At 32.5% G+C, this 21,092-nt stretch carries 13 protein-coding genes and 1 pseudogene; 10 read left to right on the top strand and 4 right to left on the bottom strand.

From position 1 onward, the window contains the following. Positions 1-10: 10 nt before the first annotated feature. A complete protein-coding gene (locus BUE22_RS19800) occupies positions 11-11,062 on the top strand; it encodes a thrombospondin type 3 repeat-containing protein (protein ID WP_084540297.1) in 11,052 nt (3,683 codons plus the stop codon). Further along, complete coding sequence (locus BUE22_RS19795) at positions 11,028-11,513, top strand: hypothetical protein (protein ID WP_073397659.1); 486 nt, start codon at positions 11,028-11,030, stop codon at positions 11,511-11,513. Before BUE22_RS19800 ends, BUE22_RS19795 begins: the two co-directional genes overlap by 35 nt. A 131-nt stretch (positions 11,514-11,644) precedes the next feature. Here the strand turns inward: BUE22_RS19795 and BUE22_RS19790 are convergent, their stop codons facing one another. The 4 genes and pseudogenes from BUE22_RS19790 to BUE22_RS24015 form a co-directional block, all read right to left on the bottom strand. Next, positions 11,645-12,691 carry a tyrosine-type recombinase/integrase gene (locus BUE22_RS19790; protein WP_073397658.1) on the bottom strand — a complete coding sequence of 349 codons (1,047 nt, stop codon included), beginning with the start codon at positions 12,689-12,691 and terminating at the stop codon, positions 11,645-11,647. Between the two features lie 182 nt (positions 12,692-12,873). Further along, positions 12,874-13,422, bottom strand: a complete 549-nt coding sequence (locus tag BUE22_RS19785; protein ID WP_073397657.1) for a hypothetical protein — start codon at positions 13,420-13,422, stop codon at positions 12,874-12,876. Positions 13,423-13,430: 8 nt separating this feature from the next. After that, positions 13,431-14,234, bottom strand: a complete 804-nt coding sequence (locus BUE22_RS23525; RefSeq protein ID WP_262489605.1) for a polymorphic toxin type 23 domain-containing protein — start codon at positions 14,232-14,234, stop codon at positions 13,431-13,433. Between the two features lie 3 nt (positions 14,235-14,237). Then, positions 14,238-14,465: pseudogene (locus tag BUE22_RS24015) on the bottom strand (RHS repeat-associated core domain-containing protein); the annotation flags it as partial. A gap of 269 nt (positions 14,466-14,734) precedes the next feature. Here BUE22_RS24015 and BUE22_RS19770 point away from each other — a divergent pair. The 8 genes from BUE22_RS19770 to BUE22_RS19735 all read left to right on the top strand — a co-directional run bounded on the left by BUE22_RS19770 (position 14,735) and on the right by BUE22_RS19735 (position 21,090). Continuing rightward, positions 14,735-15,553 (top strand): toxin-antitoxin system YwqK family antitoxin, encoded by an 819-nt coding sequence (locus BUE22_RS19770; RefSeq protein WP_124020536.1) that lies wholly within the window; start codon positions 14,735-14,737, stop codon positions 15,551-15,553. Between the two features lie 4 nt (positions 15,554-15,557). Next, a complete protein-coding gene (locus BUE22_RS19765) occupies positions 15,558-16,769 on the top strand; it encodes a hypothetical protein (RefSeq protein WP_073397655.1) in 1,212 nt (403 codons plus the stop codon). After that, positions 16,744-17,088: a hypothetical protein gene (locus BUE22_RS19760; protein WP_073397654.1), complete on the top strand. Its 345-nt coding sequence runs from the start codon at positions 16,744-16,746 to the stop codon at positions 17,086-17,088. The genes BUE22_RS19765 and BUE22_RS19760 overlap by 26 nt, the downstream gene beginning before the upstream one ends. Next, positions 17,069-17,569 carry a PulJ/GspJ family protein gene (locus BUE22_RS19755; RefSeq protein ID WP_073397653.1) on the top strand — a complete coding sequence of 167 codons (501 nt, stop codon included), beginning with the start codon at positions 17,069-17,071 and terminating at the stop codon, positions 17,567-17,569. The genes BUE22_RS19760 and BUE22_RS19755 overlap by 20 nt, the downstream gene beginning before the upstream one ends. Next, positions 17,569-18,696 carry a type II secretion system F family protein gene (locus BUE22_RS19750; RefSeq protein WP_073397652.1) on the top strand — a complete coding sequence of 376 codons (1,128 nt, stop codon included), beginning with the start codon at positions 17,569-17,571 and terminating at the stop codon, positions 18,694-18,696. The genes BUE22_RS19755 and BUE22_RS19750 overlap by 1 nt, the downstream gene beginning before the upstream one ends. Before the next feature lie 72 nt (positions 18,697-18,768). Then, the gene (locus BUE22_RS19745; RefSeq protein WP_073397650.1) at positions 18,769-19,203 is read left to right on the top strand and encodes a type IV pilin protein; all 435 of its coding nucleotides are present in this window, start codon (positions 18,769-18,771) and stop codon (positions 19,201-19,203) included. Position 19,204: 1 nt separating this feature from the next. Further along, positions 19,205-19,684 (top strand): prepilin peptidase, encoded by a 480-nt coding sequence (locus tag BUE22_RS24080; RefSeq protein ID WP_124020535.1) that lies wholly within the window; start codon positions 19,205-19,207, stop codon positions 19,682-19,684. Positions 19,685-19,686: 2 nt separating this feature from the next. Next, on the top strand, positions 19,687-21,090 hold the full coding sequence (locus BUE22_RS19735; RefSeq protein ID WP_073397646.1) for a GspE/PulE family protein: 1,404 nt from the start codon (positions 19,687-19,689) through the stop codon (positions 21,088-21,090). The last annotated feature ends 2 nt before the right edge of the window (positions 21,091-21,092 follow it).

The following is a 21,092-nucleotide window of genomic DNA, read 5'->3' as shown; positions in this document are numbered from 1 at the left end:
AAATAGATATATGTATATCAACAAGCATCTAATAGCATTTATATTTACACTGTTTTCATTGTTTGCATTTAGTCAGCAAGAGGAGACTTTGGGCGGCAGAAAACAAGGAAATGACCTAAACGTACAACCAAAATTAACGGTTGAAGACTCTAAATTTGCAAGTTTAGGCCAGAAAAATCTTTTTACTTCAGTTAAACCTGTAGTGTCTATTCACTTTGGTTTTAACGATAATCTGGCAGATTTGGCAGCTTATGCCGCTGTATATTATAGTGAAATTGAATTACTAATTAAGCCTATTGATAAGGCTGGTAATCAAATTATGACTTATGTGGATAGTGCTAATAAAATAGTAACATATCCAAATCCTTTTAAGATTACGTTAAAAATAAAACATGATAATGTAACAAAAGGAAAATCGTTTAATGATTACGCTGTATATCAATTACCCGGAGTTCATAAAGCTGAAGTAACAGTTCAATCTATCAAATATACAGATATAGATAATCATGATTTAACAATATCTAACTCTCCCGCATATCTGGAGTTAAAATTTAAAACAGATCGTTACTACAATTTGCATTTTAGTGCCACTGAAAACACATCGGTATTTCCGATGTCTCATAGTCTTATAAAATACAATGGATTAACCGAAGAAACTGTTAGTAGCGGTGCCGAAGAGTTAATCATCAACTGGACAAAAGATGCTGTTGCTCCGGCTGTTGAATATGAACTCGAATGGACATGGATAGATAACTATGGAAAAGAAAACAATAAATTAACTCCTGAAGAAATTGCGTTAACAGAACAGGATTTTAAACGTAATAGCACCCGAATTCAAACAAAAGAAGTTAGTTATAGAATTCCACTTGTATATTCTAAAGGTTATTTAGTTTATCGTGTAAGACCTGTAGGGCGTTTTCTTGACAATATTTCTAAAAACTACTATGGTCTTTGGTCAAGTGGTTTAACAGATACATTTACCAAATTAAGTCACTGGCGTCAAACTCAAATAGTCGAAATTAATCAGGCACACGAATCGGGTAAAAAGAACTGGCAATATCAGGCTTCTTTTGCCGAAGACGGAAAAAAGAAAGAAGTTGTAAGTTATTTTGATGGTAGTTTGCGTAATCGTCAAACTGTAACAAAAACTAATACTCCGGGACAGGAAATTTCAGGATCACAAACCATAACTACGCAAGGAAAAGCTATAGTTGGTGAGGTTATTTATGATACTCAGGGAAGACCTGCTATTGAAGTTTTACCAGCTCCTGTAAATTCATCGGGAATTCATTTTTATGATGCTTTAAATAAAAATGCCAGCAATTCAATCTATTCTCATAATGATTTTGATTGGGATAATCCTTCAGTTACAGACTGTACTCCAATTCCTGTTTCGATTATGTCTAATGATGATGGTGCCGGTAAATATTATTCAGAAAACAATGCTACTTACAAAAACTATAAAGATTTAGTTCCTAATGCAGCAGGATATCCATTTTCTCAGGTAGAATATACTCCTGATAATACCGGAAGAATCAAAAGAAAAGGTGGTGTTGGAAAAGACCACCAAATTGGTACCGGTCATGAAATGCAATATTTTTACGGGCAGCCAAAACAAGAAGAACTAAACCGTCTTTTTGGTTACAAAGTGGGAGATTTTTCACGTTATAAAAAGAATATTGTTATCGACCCAAATAAGCAAGTCAGCGTAAGCTATCTTGATCCTCAGGGAAGAACAGTTGCAACGGCACTTGTAGGAGATAATCTTAAAGATGCACAAGGCAATTCAACTCTTGTTTCTTTGTATGATGAAACAGACAATACTCTTCATCTGGAAACAACAACCAATTTATTATCAAATAATGATAAATATGCATCTGGTAATAATGGTATTCAGGAAGATGGTATTCGATTGAATACTCCGGTTTCTGTAGTAAAAGAAGGAGAAATTAAATTTGCTTATACATTAACCAAAACAGCTGGTTCATTTACTGATGTTTGTCTTAGTGCAAAACAATATCCATTTGTTTACGACTGGTCAATAGCTTTAAAAAATGACTGTGCAAATGAATTGCTTATCCCTTCAGATTCTTTGTCATTAAAAATTGGCAAGTTCAGTGTAACCTCTTCTACTCCTGCTTCTTTAAGTTTCAAAAGAGATTATACAGCATTAGACGCAGGTAAAGCTCTAAAAGTAGGAACTTATCCTTTAAGCAAAGACCTTCGTGTAGACTATGATATCTTAAACAAATATGCTGATGATTATATTGCACAATTAAAGTTAGACCAAAAATGTTTGCCTGACTATGCCGGCTTAGAACCTGATATTACAGAAGAAGATTGTAATGTAACTTGTAAAAGCTGCGAAGAATCGTTAATATGCGACAATCTAACTCCTGAAGAATGTACCGCTTTTAAACTAAAACTTTCTGCCGATCCTGCTGATCTTGGTAAGGTTGCCGATAGAGAAGCCCAGGTTTTAGCTGCAGAAAAGCAATATGTGATTAAAAACCTAAATGCGAATTTCACAACGAATACATTCGCTTACAACGGATCACAATTTACCGGAACTGATACTGATCAAAAAGTTATTGCTCAAAAAGATATTCTTCCAAAAGTAACTTCTTACAAACTTGAGTTTAGAGGTTTATTAACCGGATGTCGTGAATTGTGTAAACAGCCAATTAATGTTTGTAATCTTAATTTAGAAAACCTATTGGGTGATGTTAGCCCTCACGGACAATATGGATCTGTAGAAGGATTAGAATCTGAAGATGATGAAATCAACGATCCTGCATCAAGCAAAATAACAGATCCGTTAAGTGTTTTTAACGACCACAACCAACTTTTATACGGTGGTTATACAACAGTTATGGATACCGTTCCGGATACTACTGAACTTGTAGAAATAAAAGTTTCAAACTACAACTGGAGAAGACCTTTTGGAGGATCTTATAAAAACGAAGACGGATCAATAGCTAAAATTAGAGTACAACTAACCGGAGAAGGCCAATACAGACCTGCTTTGGTTGATACAGTAGTTTTAACTCCGGAAAATGATGATGATCCGGATAGTGATGATCCAAGTGTATTTTTGGTAGAGCCTAAATATATAAAGTATATAGCCGATTTTGTTCCGTTATGGAAACCAAATTGGGCAAATGCTTTGTTACCATATCACCCGGAATATCAATATTATGTTTACAATTCTGCAATATGCGAAAAATTAAACACAGTTGGAGATAACTCTGATGGCTTTGATGAAAAAATAAGAGAAATTGAGTACGCTGACGGTGAAACCGGAGCGATCAAAGACACAGAAAATAAAATATTTGCACCAAACGGTTTAATTACAAAATTATTAACCATTGGCGCTCAGGATGCAGACAGCGATCCTTATTATACTTCTAAGAATAATCTGGAATCTGATACCGATTTCAGAATCCGAAAAGATTTAATGAGAGAAGCGACAACTATCAATTATGATGGTATTAAGATGGCCAATGGCAAAAGAATGAACATGCTACAGGCATCTTATTATTTTGCTATTTATAATAACGGAATTGCACCAGAGTCAGTATATGAAGATTTTATAAATCTGTCTACAGCAGCCTTATTGGATAATATTGATAAAATGCAGGATCCAATTTTAAAACAAAGAATCTGGACAAATTTCAAAACCAATTATATTTCGTTTAAACAAAAGACAAGAACAGTCTTTTCTCATGTTTACGCCGCTACAAAAAACAACTATAATGATTGTATTGGTAATGTAGAGAGTACTGACACTTTTGTCACTTTATTCAAAAAATATGATGCAATTAAATATGTTGGTAATAAAACTAATTACCAATGGGTTACAGAGGCAATAGATACTATTCCGGATAATCCTGCTACACCAAGCACAACTCCTGCAAGTTTAGGAATTGAATGGGCATGCTCAGAAGAAACTTCTTCTTTATATTTAAACAAAGAAAGACGTTTTGTACCTGCTGATTACGGATTTGATTCTTCTATTGAAGATGCTCAGGCTCTTGCTGATATAAAAAACAGTACAGAATCTGCCATGTATATGGAAACCGGAAAATGTCCGATGGCTTTTGAAATGGAATATTTCTTAAAAGGATTGGTTGATAAAACAATACAACCGGATGGTTTATTAATTAATGGTTTCAAAACCACTAGTATGCCATATCTGACTAAAAGTTTATTTAATGCACAGATTAATCCAACATTTAATTTAGCAACAGCTTCAGAGACTCCAAAAATTAAAACTTTTGAAGATGCTTCGGGAGCCTTGAATATTGGTTTTACTTATTTGGGTAATACTAATATTGCTACACCTATTGTGTTAAATTTTGTAAATAATAATTCTTATCAGGATGCGTGTGGTAACAGTCCTGATGCACCAAATTGGGAAGATATTATTGGTTTCAAAAGCTTTTATTACATACCAGGATCTTATGACAGAGAAAACCAAACTTATCAATTTCAGATTTTAGGAATTGTAAAAAGAAAAACTGCATCAGGATCAAATTGTACTGCTCCCGAAGAAGTACTTATTGAAGGAATAACAAAAGCAAACATTGGTGAATGTGGTTATTTAACAGAAGCTCCATGTGATAAAAAAGAAAGATTTGATGAATCATTTAGAAAATTAGTACTTAATCTGCAATCTGCCGGAACGCTTAGAAATGCTGACTTAAATATTACGGCAAATCCTGTTTTTACAGATGGATATCTTTATACTTATTTAGGTATTAAACAAAATGATGTTGTAAAATGGAAAAATACTACAGAAGGTGTTTCAATTTCTGTAAATGATGAAAAACGTGTCAACTTAAATCTGGGAACCTATACTTTAGGATCTGACCGTATTTCTAATATCGTAATTGGAAATCAGCAAGGAAACTATAATCTTGTAAGAGTAACAACAAGAAGACTATTATTTTCTACCAGACAGATATCTGCAAAAATTACATCAGGAAATACAAACACGCCACTTTACTTCACATGTTGTTCTACTTGTGGCGAATGGGATTTAAATGGTGATGGTGTAGGAGATGCATGCGGTGGCGGCGGAATCTGTGGTACAGTTGATAGTGATGGTGATGGATTTTTTGACAATTGCGACAATTGTCCTAATATACCGAACCCGGATCAAAAACCTTGTAACACCTACACTCCTATTACATCTTGTTCTGTAGCAGCTAATGATGAGCTTACTTATGAAAACAATGTAAAAAACATATTGAACGATTTCTTAATTACAAGAAACCATGAAGTTAATGCAGATGGTGATTTCTACAAATCAGGATCTGTATCTGGTTACAGTCCGATTAGTGCTTTTGTCAGAGATTCTAAATTAGTGTCTCACTTCCAGAAAGCAAGAACCAGATATACTGAAAATAATTTAAAAGCAGTTGTAATAGACAAATATTCTATTGTTGCAGAAAACAATTTAGTAAGCATCAACTTTGACGAAAATTCAGGATCAGTTTATAACAGGAATTTCATCAATTTCTATGATATTAATATCAAAAATGCAAGACGCATTAACTACATTGATGTTACAAGTGACTTAACGTTCAAAATTAACTTTGTTGATAGTCAAGGGCGCACAGTAACACAAAACGGTAGTAAAATTTCTCACTACACGTTTACAAAAATTACAAGCTCAGAAGCCAAAGCTCCTGCCGTACCTTTCTGTCCGTTTATGTCAGAAGTTTATCCGCCTAAAACAACAAGCAAACAATCAATTAACAGTGGTGATGATTTATATGTTTCTGTTTCTGAGGACGGACAAATCATAGCTCAAAATAAAATGGCATTGTCTGCTAAATCAGCCAAAGCCAGTGTTGTAACATCTATAGAAGCAGAAACTTCAACTTTTAGCTGTTCAGACCTATGTATTCCTAGTGCAGTGGCACCAGTTGTTTGTGGTCCTAAATGGCTTACTTTTAGACAAGTTGTTGCTATGCAGGTTCCGGATTACAAAATTCCGGAAAACATGGATAAAGATGCTACTTATTTCTGTGAAGCTAATTTTGCATATATCAGTACAGATTATTTACAATATTTAGCAAAACTGGAGATAACAACTATTCAGAATCCATTATTTTTAACAATTAGTGAATTTGGGTCAACTAAATTAAGATACGGAAATACAGTAACAAGTACTGTTATTAATGAATACTACAATTATATTCAATCACAAATTGCAAACCCGACAGAAGAATTATTAGTTTGGTATCAATTTGCAGATAAATACGCTATTGATAATAAAATTTGTCCACCAGCGATCATGGTTCCTTCATTTAGTTTAGAAATTCCTGTTATACCAGGAACTAAAACACCTTGTGAACTATATGCAAACACCGTAAAATCGGCAAACAAACAAGAAATAGAAAATGCTTTTTATGCGACTAAAAAAGAAGAGTTTAGACAAAACTATTTAAAAGCTGCTTTTGAGGGATTAACAGAAACCTTAACTCAGACTTCTTTCGACAAGGAGTATCAATATACATTATACTATTATGATCAGGCTGGAAATTTAATACAGACAGTTCCACCAGAAGGAGTTGACAGATTGAAACCTAACTCTGATGCAGCAATAAAAGATGTTAGAGAAAATAATCCGGAAAAAATAGATACTACAGCTGTAAATGGTGTAGCTGTTGCTCCGGGTCATAAAATGCAGACACAATACCGTTACAATTCATTAAACCAATTGGTGTGGCAAAAAACACCGGATGGTGGTGAAACTAAATTTGCATATGATGCGTTAGGAAGGATTGTGGCTTCACAAAATGCAAAACAGTCAAAAACTACACCTTTGTTTAGTTATACAAGATATGATGGTCTTGGCCGAATTACAGAAGCAGGACAGTTTGAAGTTAAATCTGGTGTAACCATAAACATCAATGAAAACGGAAGATTAGTTTTTGGAGCTGCTACATCAAATGATTTAGTTCCTGTTGATGCTGTAGAAGATAAATTCCCTTACAGCCAGGGATCACATTTTGATCAGGTTACTAAAACTTTATATGATATTCCGGTTCAGAACACTACAGATTGGTTTACTTCTTATGCTGCTGATAACACTCATAAAAGGGTAACTGCTGTAATGTATTACAATCAGTTAACTGCAGAAGTAACAGAAATCAAAGCATTTGATAAATATGATAATGCCATATTATATGATTATGATGTTCACGGAAACGTAAAAGAATTAATTCATCATACAAATAATAATAGCAAACTAACTGAAATGAAGTTAGACCGCAAAAAAGTGGTTTATGATTATGATTTAATTAGTGGAAACGTAAATCAGGTAACCTATCAGCCTAACAGTACTCAGGACAAATTTATACACCGTTATGAGTATGATGCTGATAATAGAATTAAACAAGTTTACACAAGTAAAGACAACGTAATTTGGGAGAAAGAAGCCAATTATTTGTATTACGAACATGGACCGCTGGCTCGTGTAGAAATTGGAGATAAAAACGTTCAGGGATTAGACTATATTTATACTTTACAAGGCTGGCTGAAGGCAGTTAACTCAGAAGAACTTGGTTCTCAATATGACGCCGGTAAAGATGGATTAGTAGTTGCCAAGGATGCATTTGGTTTTGCATTAAATTATTACAGAGGAGATTATAAATCAAGATTTAATACAACTCCACAAAGTACTGTAGACAATAATTTATTTAATTTTAGCAAAGGAGCTAATTTTGAAGGTGATTCTAACTTATACAATGGTAACATCAAAGAGATGGTAACATCATTGTTGGGTACAGATCAACAGCCAATCCCTACACAGTTTAATTATTATACATACGATCAGCTGAATCGTATCAGTAGTATGCACTCAAAAGCTGTTTCTTATACAAATGGTGTAGCTAATCCTTTTGTTGAAGGATTCAAAAGTGATTACAAATATGACAGAAACGGTAACATTACATACCTTAACAGTTGGGCACCATTAGCAAATGGTGCATTAAACACAACTCAAATGGATCAGCTTACTTATAATTATTTAGCTGGTACAAATAAATTAACACATGTTAATGATGCTGTTCCTAATAACGCTTTTACTAACGATCCTGCTAAACCAGATGATACTTCATTGGATATTGACAACCAAAGTGCCAATAACTACGAATATGACGAAATTGGTCAATTAGTAAAAGATGCCAAAGAAAATTTAGATGAAATCAAATGGCGCGTAGATGGTAAAGTAGAATCGGTTACAAAAAGTAAAGGCAAAACGGAACAAGTTGTTATTAGTTTTGAGTATGATGGTTTAGGAAACAGAATTGCTAAAACAGTAAAAACTGCTTCTACAACCAATACAACTTATTACCAACGTGATGCTCAGGGCAATGTACTGAGTACTTACAAAATGGTTAACAATGGTGGAACTACAAAATACTACCTTATTGAACAGGATATTTACGGAAGCAGCCGTTTAGGTGTTGAAAGAGGAGAAAAAGAAATCACAGCAGATGTTTCTTCAGCACTTAAAAACTCAAAATTTGTAACAGCAAGCGAAAAAAATGCTATTGTTGCAAAAGTAGCAGAAACAATATCAGGAAAATGGGGATTAGGATTTACGTCAAGTATGGGGACTGCCTTGTGGTCCGTAAACGAGAAAAATTCTATCAACTTATTTGACAATAAAACACCAAAAACAGAAGCCGTATCAATAGTTTCTCATTTTAAAATTGGTGACGATACCAGTGATGTAGTCGCATTTAATTTAGCTGCATTACACGGATCTTCTACAGAAGGCAGTTTTCCCGGAGACAATTCTATCTCGTATAGAAGTTCAATCTTAGTTGGAATTAAAAAACAAGGAAATGGCTACACACCAACAATTTCATTGGTAAAATACCGTCGTAACCATAATAAATATACCGTAAGAATAAAACTTAAAAAACGTACCCGCTACTCTTATAGAAGTTATGCAAGTGCTATTGATTATACTGTAAAGCCTTCAGAAAGACCTGATATGCCTATTATTTCTATACCCGAAAAAGAATGGGATTTTAAAGCTGACATCAAGCTAAATCAGGCTACATCAAATTATGATATAACGATTATACTTAATGGAAACGTTTATACTGCTGTTGCTTCACAATCTTATAATATTTTAAATGGAGAAGAGAACAAAGGAATGGATAGTGGAAGTAAAGATCTAAAAATTGTAATTCCATTTAATTCACTTGGTTCGGCAACCGTTCCATTTAGACCAGGAAAAGACGATAAAAACATTAATTCTCCTGCTCATAAATCAGAGGTATGTGATTTTACTTATAGTATAAATAACGGAGAAGAACCCGAAGATCTTAAGGTTAATACATTTGAGCTCGACGAAGGAGGAACTAAAACCGTTGCAACATCTAATACAAACATCCCAATGGTATTGGCAAATGATGGCGTTAAATTTGCAAATACCTTCTGTAGTAATCCTGATGAAGATACAGATGGTGATGGTGTTATAAACACCAAAGACAACTGTCCGTTTATATTTAATCCTTTACAGGAAGACGGAGATAAAGATGGTGTTGGTGATGTTTGTGATAATTGTATTGCTATAGCAAATGGAAAAGAACAAAAAGACGTTGCCGGTGTGGGTAATCAATTAGACACAGACGGAGATGGTCGCGGAGATGCATGTGATAATTGCAAAAAAACACCTAACTTTGATCAAATTGATTCTGATGGAGATCTTGTTGGTGATGTTTGTGATAATTGTAGAGGAAAAGCCAATCCAGATCAAACAGATGCAAACGCAAACGGAATTGGAGATGATTGCGAAGGCGAAGACCAAGGTGAAGGAAACGAGGGAGTGGCTTCAAACCCATTAACTTCTTACCGTTTTGTTGGAGATAAAAACTATGAGTTATCAAACCATTTAGGTAACGTACTTTCTGTAATTACAGATCGTCCTTTATTCGCTTATAGTGATCAAACTTATAGCTTCAGTCCAGACGTTCTTACGTTCTCAGATTACTATCCTTTTGGAATGCTGGTGCCAAATCGTCATCAAGACAGCAAAGAATACCGTTATGGGTTCCAGGGGCAGGAGAAAGATGATGAGCTGAAAGGGGAAGGAAATTCGATGAACTATACTTTCAGGATGCATGACCCTAGAATTGGTAGGTTCTTTGCCTTAGATCCGTTGGCTAATAAATTTTCATGGAATTCACCATTTGCCTTTAGTGAAAACAGAATAATGGATGGTGTAGAATTGGAGGGACTTGAATTTGTTAACTTAGACAAAAAAGCTTTTGTTAAGAGAGTAAATGATCTTAAACAAAATCCACTTTTAATAGATCAAGATAAATCTGGAACATGTGTTCTCGCTGCAGTAACATATTTATGGATTAAACATGATAAAGAGGGATTTGTTGATACAATGATGAAGCTTTATGACACAGGAAAAGCCAAATACAATCAATTTGTATTTCATCCTGGAGATTTACAAGATTTTGATCCAAAAGAAGATGCGTCATCACATGAAAAAAAATATAGTGCAGATTGGTTAATTTTAAGTAGTATACAGCAAACCATTAATTCTCAAACTGATCAACCTGATTACCATGGAAAACCTAATGAGTATACGGCTAATACTAGTATTACTACAAATTATTTAATGAGGAGATTGTTAAACTTTAGCGATGTTAAAACAATTAAACCAAATGAAAAAAATACGGGTGAATTTACTATGAGCCAAATCGATAAAAAATATAAAAGTGGGTTTGAAATTATATTATCATTTAGAGCTACAGCTATGAATAAATATAATAATGGTAGTCCTGGTTTTACGGAAACTGATGGTAACCATGCCATTTCATATCTAGGTGGTCTAAAACCTGCTGGCACTGATAAATTTGGAGGTAAAATGTTTACATTTAATATACAGACTTGGGGGGATAAAACTGCTACATTAACTTTGTCTGAAAATAGCATAAGATATTTACTTAATAGTTATACACAAGGTAAGCCAAAAGATAAAAATGAAAATAATAAAAAAGATGAAGATTGTCCATAATAAATTTATAACCAAAAAAATCTTATTTATATTTTTTTTGTTTATGATAAATTGTAGCAATAGAGAAAAAAAAGATTTATTTGAGTTTAATCCAGAAATGACAACAAACCTGGATCTAAATAAAACCGATAGTATAATTTTAGAAGAATATAGTAATAACAAAAGAGTTTACTCAGAATGGGTTAAATTTGAATATAAATTTAATGTAGATACTGCATTTACAGAATTTAAATTAGCGAGATATCAATTCGCATTGAAAAAAAAATTTATTATTGGCAACAGTTATAGACTTATTTTTAATGTAAAAAACAAAAAGTATAAATATATTTTTCAAAATTTTGGTTATGATACTTTATATGTGAGTAATGGTATGAGCTATGCAATTAGATCGTATATATTAAATGGAAAAAAACGTTATTATAGTAAGTCGAAATATTATTTAGATTATTAACTCCGTTCATGAAGTGCTCTCGCTATAGAAAGAATAAATTGTCGGAGCTGTTAGTCTTTAAAAGTTTTATATTCAAAGATAAAATCATAAATAATAAAAGCTACAACCCTAAAAAAGTTGTAGCTTTTATTTTAATAACTCTCCAATTTACTATGCACCTTCTCAATCTCTTTATCCATATAAGCTTGCGCATAATGAACATATCGATTAAAAGAACTACTCGCATTGCTATGACCACTAATTTTGCGAACCAGATGTTCCGGCATTCCTAAAATAAGAAGTGTCGTAATTGCAGTTCGCCGCATCATGTGTGAGCTCATTTTGTCACAAAAACGGTTTTTTGAAGTATCAGTTTTCCTGGTTAATTTTTGTGTTTTTCCTTGTTTTTCGCGGGAGACTTCAATAGGCATTGTAAAACCTGCCTGTTCCCCAATTTGTTTTAAACTTTTATTAAAATTGAATAAACTGATACTTCCAAAAAGTGTTGTTTTATCATTTGTAGTTTTATAACGCTGAAAAATAGTAACGGCATAAGCCGAAATTTTGATAAAACTAAACGTTTTGGTCTTTTGAGATTTGAGTTTCAAATACCAATCACCTTCCATTTGTTCGAAGTTTTTATTCGTCAATAAAAAAATGTCTGAATATCGTAATCCCGTAGTACAGCCAAAAACAAAAATATCCTTAATGCGTTTATGGCTAGGAATAAGTGTTTGCTCGAATTCTTTATCATGGATTAAAAACTTTAGTTGCTCCGGAGAAAGGACAAAAATTTCAATCTCTTCTTTTCGAACATAAAATAGCCTTTGAAAATCACCGGTAATGATATCTTTATCATTTTTCAGATAATTAAAAAATACCCTTATAACTTTAATATTCGCCCCGACATAATTATCATGACATCCCTTTTTGTATAAAAACTCTGTAAACTTTTGATAGAATTTTTTCCAGTAACTTTTCTCTGATGTCAGTTCGCGTTTGTCAAGTTTAGATGCATCACAAATACGTAATTCAAATTTGGTATCGCTCGAAAACTGAATAAGATTGTTTAGTACATAATAATAATTTTGTATTGAACCGGGTTTTATTTTTTCACCATTTTTTTTGAGTCGCTTTCCACTTTCCGTTTCTTTTATGAATTGTTTGAATAGAGGAATAATTGGACTCGTTTTTTTCATTGTTGTGGTTTTGTCAAAAATACAATTTTAGCGAAGAGGGGAATGAAATTATTAATAAAACTACAACCCTAAAAAGTTGTAGTTTTTTATTATGCCGCATCGTCGCGAGTGCAAAGTTTGGGAAATATTCTCATAGCATACACGATAAATTTATTATTTGAAGAACTCTTGGAAAGCCATGGTCACCAATTAGCTCTAAAATCCAGTAGTTCATTTGAAACTTTTCTTTTAATAAAGATTTCTGCCTCTCTGTATTTACTAGTAATCAAATAGATTGTATCTCCTTGAACATTTATAATTCCCGATAATTTGCCGATTTCCTTTGTTTGCGTAATTGGAGCGAAGATATCAAATCTAATATCACTATCTTTTTTATTATAATAGCCTCTATACCCAGAATAAGAAGGATTAAAATTATTTTTAATTAATAATTGATTCCTTTCCCTGTTTAAATAAAATTGATTAAAACGACCATTGCCATAAAATCTTAAAACTCCATAAATATTGGTCTCAACATGTTTGTCTAATCTCGATAAAATCTTATATTCTATATTAAACTGTTCGTAGATACAACTTGTATCAATAACTTTATTCAATTTTAAATCAAATTTTTCAATCTCTAAATAATTCGTAGCGTTAACAGGAACTTTTGTGAATCCGTTTTCTAGCATATAAGTTTTGACTCCACAAGAAATAAATAATAAGAGCAAAATAAAAATATTTTTTTTCATCGTTTCTATTAATAATCATAAAGAGTAAACTTAGGAGAAGTACTATCTCCGTTATCTTTAAATTGAAAAAATGGCTTAATATCATCTGTTAAAGATCTAAATCCTGGTTGACGAGTATTAGGTGTAGACATATCATGTGCCCAGTTATCTTGAATAGCATGCCTTATGTATCGATCAGACTCAATTCCTATTTTTGTGCTTCCATAGCTTAAAAAAGCAGCTCCAAATCTATAAGGTTTACCAGTTTCAATCACATATCCATAAGGCATTTTTTCTCCAAATTTACCAATTGTTGGTCCAAAATTTAATCCATCTGAAACCTTTTCTTCATCTCCTTTATAATTATCTCTATAACCCGTAAATAAATTAAATCCTCCAGAAAATTGCCCCCAATTAATTTTAACTGCAGCACTTCTATGACTATCATGACCATCACTCAATCCAATTTTTTGGAAAGGAAACCCATCGTTTTCATAAGAGAAGTTGAATTTACCAATTCCAAAATTCAATATTCCAGTTCTTTGACCAAACTCAGCCATTCCCCCTGCTCCTCTAAAATAATTTGTTCCTAAGGTAACATTTAATCTGCCATCATTAAATCCACCTAAAACGGATGCCTTGAATTCAAAACCGCCCTTTCCTGTATTATAAAATTGTTCATATAAAGTAACGCTTCCTCCAACAGAACCTTGCCAATTACCAATATTTCCGGTAGTATGTCCAGTTAGACTAATGGATTTATTATTACTTCCCCAATTTAAAGATACACCAACATATGGTTTAATTTCTGCAGCACTTTCGCATCCTTCCAATTCTTTAGCATGGATAGGTTGATTAGAGCTAAATTGGTAAGGAGTTAAATATGGATATTTTTTAGTCAAAGGATCCATTGCAAAAAACCTACCAATCCTAGCATCATGCATCCTGAAGGTATAGTTAAGCGAATTTCCATCACCACCTCTAATTTCATCATCTTTTTCCTGTCCCTGGAACCCATAACGATACTCTTTGCTGTCTTGATGACGATTTGGCACCAGCATTCCAAAAGGATAGTAATCTAAACTTCTTTAAAGTCAATAAAAACAATAACTCAGGCAATAATAAATATCCTGAAAAATGCACCAAAAGGTCATTTTCAGCATTTCAAAGATAGAAAATTTAGGCTATTTTGAGCTTAATTAATAGTCACAAAAACAGTAATTTGAATTGCAATTTCATAACATTTCTTTATCATTAAAAAACCTACAGAATTTATTTGTAAAAGAATTTTAAAAGTTTATCTTGCCCCAGTTTTATTAAAAAAAATACCACATTGAAAACAAAAGTATTATCCGGTTTTTTACTGCTTTTTTTTAGTCTTTTTTTGGTTTCTTTTTCAGATCCATATGCCATCAAACGCATATCTGATGCCAACTTCAGATACGAGTTTTATACTACCGATAAAAAGATAAAGGTAAAAGACCATAAAATGTACTATTGGTTTAAAGGCGGTGCAATTCATAGTGCCGAATCTGGTATTGCCGGAACTTTGCTTGATGATAAATTTGTAAAAATGTATCACAGCAATCAATTGGCCGAGCAAGGTCAGTTTAAAGAAGGCCTTAAAGTAGGAACCTGGAAAACCTGGCATTCAAACGGAACTATTGAATCTGTTCAAAATTGGAAAAAAGGCTTAAAATGTGGCGACTATTTACGTTACGACCAAAATGGCGCTCTTGCCGAAAGCGGAAAATACAGTAAAGACCTAAAAACGGGTAAATGGGTAAACTTCGAAAAGAACGATACACTTGTTTACAAAAAAGGAACTCTTGTTCCTAAAAAACAAAAACTGTCTAAATCTCAGGAATACAGACTGAAAGAAGAACAGGCTAAAATTGAAAAATCTCAAAAAGAAGCACAACAACTTGAAATTACGCAGGATGCTAATACGTTAACTTCATACAAAGAAGCAACCAAAGAAAAAGAAAAAGCTGAGAAAGAAAGAATAGCAAAAGAAAAAGCAGCCGAAAAAGAAAAAACAGCAAAAGAGAAAGCAGCCGAACAAGAAAAGAAAAAAGCAGCTGATAAAGCTCCCAAAAAAGATTCTAAAACAAAATCTTTCTTTAAAAACATATTTACAAAAAAGCAATAAACTAATGATCAAAGCTCATAGTTTATTATATGCCATTTACATCTGCTTAATCGTATCCATAATATGCGGAGCATTGTTGTATTTTGCTAATTTGTACAATCAGCTTAACTTATATTACAATTTACAGGAAGAATTATATATTCAGAACCAATCAGTTGTCAATTTTGCTTTAGGAAACAAAATTCTTCCGCAAGAAATAGAAAAAGATGAAAATTCAGGAATAGAAGGAAGATACAAAACCAAATCTTACGGTTTGCTTACCCTTTTACTGGCTGAATCTTCCGTAGGAAATGATACCGTAACCTCAGCCCATTTTGTTGGAAATTATGTTACCGATAAAACTGCTGTTTATTTAACCAATATTTCCAAATCGCTTAGTTATTCGGGAACGGTTACTTTAACAGGAAACAGCGAATTGCCTTCGGATTTTATTGATGCTGCATACATCAACAACAGCCCAAACAAGTTTACCAATAACGGAAAAATCACAGTTTCGGATATTAGATTACCTGAAATAAATCCTGATTTCGAAAAAATATTTGAGGAAACAGAAGGTGTAAAAACGGCATTGAAAGACGTAGAAAAACCAAAAGATTCACTTTACTACAATTCCTTTTTTAACGAAACCAAAGATATTTACATAAACTCCTCACTTTCGAATATCATTTTTAAAGGCAATTTTATTCTGAGATCACAAGATTCTATCCGGATTAAAAAAAGTACAGTTCTGGAAGATGTAATTTTGATTGCACCAAAAATAACTTTCGAATCCGGATTTAAAGGAACCGTTCAGGCATTTGCTACAAAAGGTATTGAACTTGAAGAAAAAGTGACTTTAAATTATCCTTCTGTAATATGTGTTTACAATAAAAACGAAGAAGAAAGCAAAATCGTTATAAAAAAAGAAAGTACAATAAGTGGCGCTGTAGTGCTTTTTGGCAATTCGCCAGACGACTTTGATAAAAGCAGCATAGAGATTGCCGAAGAAGGTTTAATCTTTGGAGATATTTATTGTACCGGAAAACTGGCCTTAAGAAGCAATGTTTACGGTTCTGTTTACACCAATCGTTTTTTTGTAAAAACAATGGCTTCAACTTACGACAATACGATTAGCGATGTCGAAATAAATGCCAGTAAACGACCGGCTTATTTTATTTCAATTCCTTTGTTTAACAATCAAAAATCTGCCTATGGTATTCTTAAAAAAGTATTATAGTGTAAAAGCAAACTCCATTCTGGAGTCAGTAATCGCGTTAACCATTATCTCGATTTGCCTGTATTTTGCTATTTTGATTTTTGCTTCTGTTTTTACACCCAGAACATCAGCTAAGTTTTATAACACTCAAAACAAAGTAAATGAACTGTTTTTTTTATCACAATTAAAAAATGATTCACTGCAATACGAAAGTGCAAACGAAAATCTTTTGATAGAAGAAGAAATTGTAAATGATCATTTAAAAAAGATTTCGGTACAATATAAAGATAGCACGCAGTTTAAATTCGAAAAAAGTTTTTATGTCGAAAATAATCCTTAATCAGAAAAACTCTGTATCGGCATTTTCGATTATAGAAACAATTGTTGGCATGGCGATTACGGCAATTATTATGAGCATTTTATTTGTCATCTTTAATATCGTCACAGAGCGAATGCTGGATTTCAAAAATCAAAATCAGCTCGTTAACGATTTAAACCGACTGACTTACAGCATAAACAAAGACATTTTTGAAAAGGAAAAAATGACCCGAATTGATAATGAATTATTTTTTAAAGGATATGCAGGAGAAAAAGTAACCTATAATTTTCAGGAAGATTTTACAATAAGAACTCACGAAACATTTATAGACACTTTTAAAATTAAACTAAAACAAATCGTTATCGATACCGTCAGGAATAAATCGCAGCAATTACTATTTCAAAAACTAAAATTAAATGTAGAAATTAATGAAAACGAATCCTCTTTAAATTTCTACAAAAGAGTTTATGCTAATGAATTATTACAAAAAATACCAAAATAATGAGCCTCGATTTAAGCACATATAAAGCACCAAAAGCGGAGAAAACTGATTTTAAATTACCATCAGCAGGTACGTCATTTCAATTTTCGAAGAAACTATCTGATAAGAAAAAAGAAATTTTTTACAGAGAATTGGGCATGCTCTTAAAATCTGGTGTTGATTTTAAAAAAGCTTTGGAGATTCTTAGTAATCAGTCAACAAATAAGTTTGAAAAAGAAATCATAATTCAAATTAAGGATAAAGTTATTTCGGGAAGAAGCATTTACGAATCAATGCGCGAAACCAATCAATTTTCGGCATACGAGTATTACAGCATTCAGATTGGTGAAGAAACCAGAAAACTGGAAGAAGTTTTAGGCGAACTGCAAAAATACTTCAACCGAAAAATTCAAATGAAAAGACAGATTATTTCTGTTTTAACATACCCGACAATCGTAATGCTTGTCACTATTTTGGTATTGTATTTTATGTTGAATAAAGTAGTTCCGATGTTTAGTGGTGTCTTTAAACAATTTGGAAGCGAATTACCAAAAAGCACGCAGATTATTATAAAAATCTCCAATCATTCCGGGACCATTTTTGCCGTTGTTTTTGCTTTCATAATTGGTCTTGTAATTATGCATACTTTACTTAAAGAAAAAGATTTTTACCGGGCTTTTACCACAAATATGGTTTTGAAGATTCCGTATTTTGGAAACCTCATCAGAAAAATTTACATCTCACGTTTTTGTCAGGCGATGAATTTATTGATTACATCAAAAACGACTTTAATAAACTCATTATCCCTTACGGCAAAAATGATTGGTTTCTATCCAATCGAAGTCGCGATTCAGGAAATAAAAGAAGATATAACCCGTGGAGCTTCTTTAAATGAAAGTTTAAAAAAACACAGCGTATTCGAAAACAAAATGGTTTCCATGGTTGAAGTTGCCGAACAAGTCAATCAGCTTGAAACTATGTTTGAGCGACTTACAGAACAATATAATGAAGAAATTAGTCATCAGACAAAAATGATTGGAGTTATTCTCGAACCCATGATAATCATCGTTATCGGAGTGATTGTAGGAGTAATTATGGTGTCTATGTACGCCCCAATGTTTGATTTAAGTAAAATTATAAATAAATAGTAATAGTTTCGTTACAATTTGTATTTTTGCCGCCAAAGATATTAACATATTTTAATAAATAAATGCATACAAATGTCAAATAAGATAAAAAAATTATTAAAAAATAGTAAAAAAGCTACAATTAAAGCATATTCGTTAACAGAAATTTTAATTGTATTATGCATTATTGGAATATTATTGTTAATGGTTTTACCTAATCAAACTTCTGTAATTGGACAAGCAAAAGCTATTGAAGCCCAAGCTATGCTTAATCAGGTTTATGGTTTAGAAAAAAGTCATTTTTACAGACATTCAAAATATTCAGGCAGTCTTGAAGAATTAGGTTTTGAACAGGAACAAACTGTAGACGAAGGCGGACAGGCCGTATATAAAATTGAAATTCTTGAAGCATCAAATGATTCATTTCTTGCCAGAGCTACCGCAACCTCAGATCTTGATGGGGATGGTAATTTTAATACCTGGGAAATTGACAGTAAAAAAATGCTAACCGAAGTAACAAAAGAATAATTTGGAAATAACTTTACTTTGTTTATCATTTACTTTATTGTTTGTGTTTTTTCAGGATTGGAAATACAGGCGCATTCATGTATTGCTGCCAGTCGCTATCTTTCTTTTATCATTATATATAACACATTTACAACCTTTAGTTTTTAAAAACACTCTTTTAAACGGAGCTTTTTTTCTTATTACACTGGTTGTACTTGTACTTTATATGAGCATTAAAAACAGACAATTTCTAAATCCATTTCAACATTATTTTGGACTGGGTGATTTACTATTTTATATAGCAGTCACTCCCCTGTTTTTATTGCCGAATTTTATTTTGTTTTTTATACTTTCTATGATTTTTGCTCTTGCTTTACAAATTATATTCAAGAAAATTATTCATGAAAATACAGTTCCTTTAGCAGGGTTTTCGGCATTATTTTTATTTATTATTCTGATAAAAGATTATCTGTCTTTTTATCAAAAATTTACTTTGATATAATTATGCAGGATATCACCATTCTTTCAGAAAACCAGCATATTGTGTCAAGCGATCTCGCAAACCAATATCGAATATTACCAAAATCAGTTTCAGAAAACACTTTAGAATTATATGTTGATGATTCCTATAATAATGCTGATGCAAAAGAAGAGCTGGAACTTTTTTTAGGCAAAAACATTATATTTAGCCCAATTGATTCTTACGAAATAGAAAAAGCACTTTCTATTTATTACCGTAAAGAACGATTGGCAAATTCTAATAAATCATTAAATTTTGACAGAGGTGATTTTCTTGAAAATTTACTGAAAGAAGCAAAATCATTAAAATGTAGTGATATTCATTTTGAGGTCTATGAAAATTCTGCCCGAATCAGGTTTAGGATTGACGGACAACTTATTGAACGTTACAAAGTTGAACGCGAAAATTATCTTGAATTAGTAAATAAAATCAAGATTAAAGCAAAACTTAATATTACCGAAAAACGTTTACCGCAAGACGGAAGGATAACTAATGATTCGTTTGATATAAGGGTTTCTATTTTACCAACCTTATTTGGTGAAAAAATAGTAATGCGTTTATTAGGACAAGATGCATCTAATATCGATTTGAGCACACTCGGGCTTCAAAAAGAAGAATTAGAACATTATCTTGAAGCTGTAAAAAAACCAAACGGAATTATTTTAATAAGCGGTCCTACAGGTTCGGGAAAAACAACTACACTTTACGCAACGTTACGATTACTAAATGATAGCCGTAGAAATATAGTTACTGTTGAAGATCCTATCGAATATACTCTAAAGGGAATTAATCAGGTTCAATTAAAAGAAGATATTGGACTAACTTTTTCATCGGCCTTAAAATCATTTTTAAGACAAGATCCGGACGTTATAATGCTAGGGGAAATTAGAGATTCTGAAACTGCATTAATGGCCATCAGAGCTTCATTAACCGGTCACTTGGTATTATCTACCATACACACCAACTCAGCAATAGGAACAATTTCCAGATTGATTGATATGGGCGTGCCTTCCTACCTAATTGCTGAAACCTTAAACCTTTCTGTAGCTCAGCGATTAATTCGAAAACTGTGTCCGAATTGCAAAAAAGAAACACCTTTTATCAGGAAGGATTTCCCTATGAATTATAAATTGCCTTATGAAATAACATCGTATTACAAACCTGTTGGCTGCAACCAGTGTTTTCATACCGGATATAAGGGAAGAACCGCAATTTATGAAGTCCTGACAATAGACTCCATAATTGCAGAAGCTATAAAAAACAACACCGTTACTAAATTATTCAGTAATGATGAAAATTATAAATCATTATCAGAAAAAGCTTTTGATATTTTGGCCGAAGGAGAAACGGCCTTAGAAGAAATATATTCTATTTTAATTAACTTATAAAT

The sequence above is a fragment of the Flavobacterium pectinovorum genome, assembly GCF_900142715.1.
GTDB lineage: Bacteria > Bacteroidota > Bacteroidia > Flavobacteriales > Flavobacteriaceae > Flavobacterium > Flavobacterium pectinovorum.
Note: the sequence above shows the minus strand (reverse complement) of the source record. Positions and strands in the feature narration are given on the sequence as shown.